Genomic DNA, 2,770 nt, shown 5'->3' on the forward strand with positions numbered 1-2,770 from the left:
CGACCAATGAATCGCAGGAGACAATACCTTTATGTATTCCTCATAACTTCGTGATTCAAAAACCGTGCGATGTATGGCTGGCAAAGTTGTGCCCACAATGCTCGCAATGTAAATTCGAACTTCAGACGTTGGCAAACACTGAGGGTTACGGCCAGCCCTTCAAGGGTTCACCAACGAAATATGACCGGGGAAGTGGCGATGTTCGAGGAATTCGACGCGGGTACGAAAACCAATGTCATACGCACCTCGGATGGCACCGCGCGGCTGCTTTCACATACCGATCAATACGTCACTACCAAAGCGCAAAAGCCGCGTCTCGCAGCACATGAATATTTGGGCCGCTTTGGTCATTTGCTGGGTCTGCGGCATGAGCACCTGAAAAATCTCTCACGTTCACCCGAACATGAGCCAATAGCCACCGGGGTCGAACATCGCTTCCTGAGCGAGAAGCGTCAATCCGACATAAGCACCGTTTCATACCACCAGACCTGTTTCGGTCTGCCGGTTTGGGAAGCCGGGCTCTCGGTGACGATGAAGCACAATCCGCTGCGCGTGGTCGGCGCACGCTCGACGCAGCATCCCGAGCTCGCGGTGAAGCGGCCGAACGCAATGCACATTAAGAGACTAAAAGCGCTCGACGTTAGAGCATTGGCGAAGCACCTTGGTCTTGACGGCAAGGCGCATAGCGGCGCGCTCGGCATTAATCGCAAACGCCTCATGATCTATCAGCATGACGAGATGAGGCTCAGACATGCGACGGCACGGCCATCCGAGACTGGCTCTGGCATTCTGTCTGGACGGCCCACCCTGCCGCTACCCGCCGTCCATTCCTCGATCCGCGACGGCATGCATTATGTGGTCAGCGCGGTCTACTTCAGTTTCGACTTCCCGCCGATTCGGCCGTTACACTGGGTTGCGCTGATCGAGGCAGAGACATCGTCAGTGCTGCTACTGCGCCCCTTCATCGACAACGTCACCGGTTTGGTGTTTGAAGCCGATCCGGTGACACTTGCCGGCGGTCCGAGACCGAGGGCGGGCAACACGGCGCTCAACCGGTTGCGCAGCACCGTAACGCTTCCCGGTCTCGCTCCGCCCGTGAAAGGCATCCAGGCCTTGCGCGGTAACAATGTGAGGCTTTCCAACGTCGTCAGTCCAAAAGTGACGCCGCCTACCAGGCCGGCGGGGCGCAATTTCAAGTTCAATGCGAGGACTAATAATTTCGCCGCGGTCAATGCCTACTATAACTGCGACCGGGTCTTTCGGCTGGTCGAGGATCTCGGATTTCCCGTTGCCCGTTATTTTCCTGGAACGAAATTTCCCAGTCCGGTCGACCATCGCGGTCATTACGACAAGAATCATCCGAAGGGCGACGAGATCAATGCCCATTGCGCAGGCAACTCAGAGGGCACCGGCATCGGCTACACTTGCTTCTCACTTGCCGACACGCGAAATCTAAAAAAGCCAATCGGCATAGCCTGCGACTGGCGCATCGTGCTGCACGAAATATTAGGCCACGGCATTCTTTACAATCACATCGGCTCTCCGCGCTTCAAATTCGCACATAGCGCCGGCGACAGCTTCGCCGCGATCCTCAACGACCCAGACAGCAAGGCGCGCGACCGCGGCGCGACATTCCCGTGGCTTGTCGGCATTCCCAAATCCGCGCAGCGGCACCACGACCGCACCGCTGCGAGCGGCTGGGGCTGGGCCGGCGCCATCGCGCGCCATCCGTTTGATCAAGACAAAGATCCGGGCGGCTATAGCAACGAACAGATCCTCTCAAGCGCGATGTTTCGCTTCTACCGCGCGATCGGCGGCGATTCCGAAGATGTCGCCACCCGGCTCTTTGCGGCGCGCATGGCGTGCCACATTTTGCTTGGCGCCATCCAAACGTTGACCCCGGCCACCAGTCCGCCGGACGCGGCGCACTTCGCCAGCGCGCTCATGAAAGCCGACCTCGCGGACTGGCCCACAGAAGGCATGGCGGGGGGCGCCTGCCAAAAGGTGATCCGTTGGGCGTTCGAGAAGCAGGGCCTGTATCAACTCGCCGGCACAAAACGGCCAAACAACAAGAATGGGGCGCCGCCACCTGTCGACGTCTACATCGAGGATGGGCGCCGGGGCGAATATCAATTTCAAGCCAACTATTGGAACTGCAAGGCGATCTGGAATCGGCGCCGCAACGATGGCGGCGCAAGTCATGAGGAGCCAGCCGCCGGCGTCACCAACTACGCCTATGTGAAGATCAAAAACCGCGGCTCGGAGGCCGCGACCAAAGTCGTCGTACGGGCATTTCACTCCCGGCCAACCGCGGGTCGTCGCTTTCCCAACGACTGGCAACCCATGAAGACGCCACTGCTTGTCGCGACGAACGTGCCTCCCAAATCTTCCGCCGAAATCCTGGTCGGACCGTTTGAATGGATACCGGCCGGGCACGACTGCATGCTCATGGTGGCTTCGGCAACCGGCGACCCAAGCAACATGCACAACTTCACCGTCGGTGACTCAATGCCCGATTGGCGATTGGTCCCACACGACAATAATATCGGCCTGCGCAGCGTCAGCGCAGTGGCTGGCGCGAATGTTAAATCGCTGGTGACCGCATTCAGCGGCACTAGTTTTCGGGTCAAGAACCCTTTCAACAGGCCCGCGCGTATGGCCGTTAAAGCGCTTCTGCCGCCTTTCCTGCGTAAGCGCGGCTGGATGATCTCATTTGGGAAAGCCGGCGCTGCCACGTTCATGCTTGAACCGGGCGGCGCACGGGATTTGG

1 protein-coding gene is annotated in these 2,770 nt (G+C 58.9%); it reads left to right on the plus strand.

Translation table 11 applies throughout. The features are described from left to right. Positions 1–198 precede the first annotated feature (198 nt). The coding region (locus WB528_RS20210; protein ID WP_423890178.1) for a hypothetical protein at positions 199–2,770 on the plus strand (2,572 nt) is incomplete at its 3' end.

It is taken from the genome of Bradyrhizobium sp., assembly GCF_049586575.1.
In the GTDB taxonomy this organism is placed as follows: Bacteria; Pseudomonadota; Alphaproteobacteria; order Rhizobiales; family Xanthobacteraceae; genus Bradyrhizobium.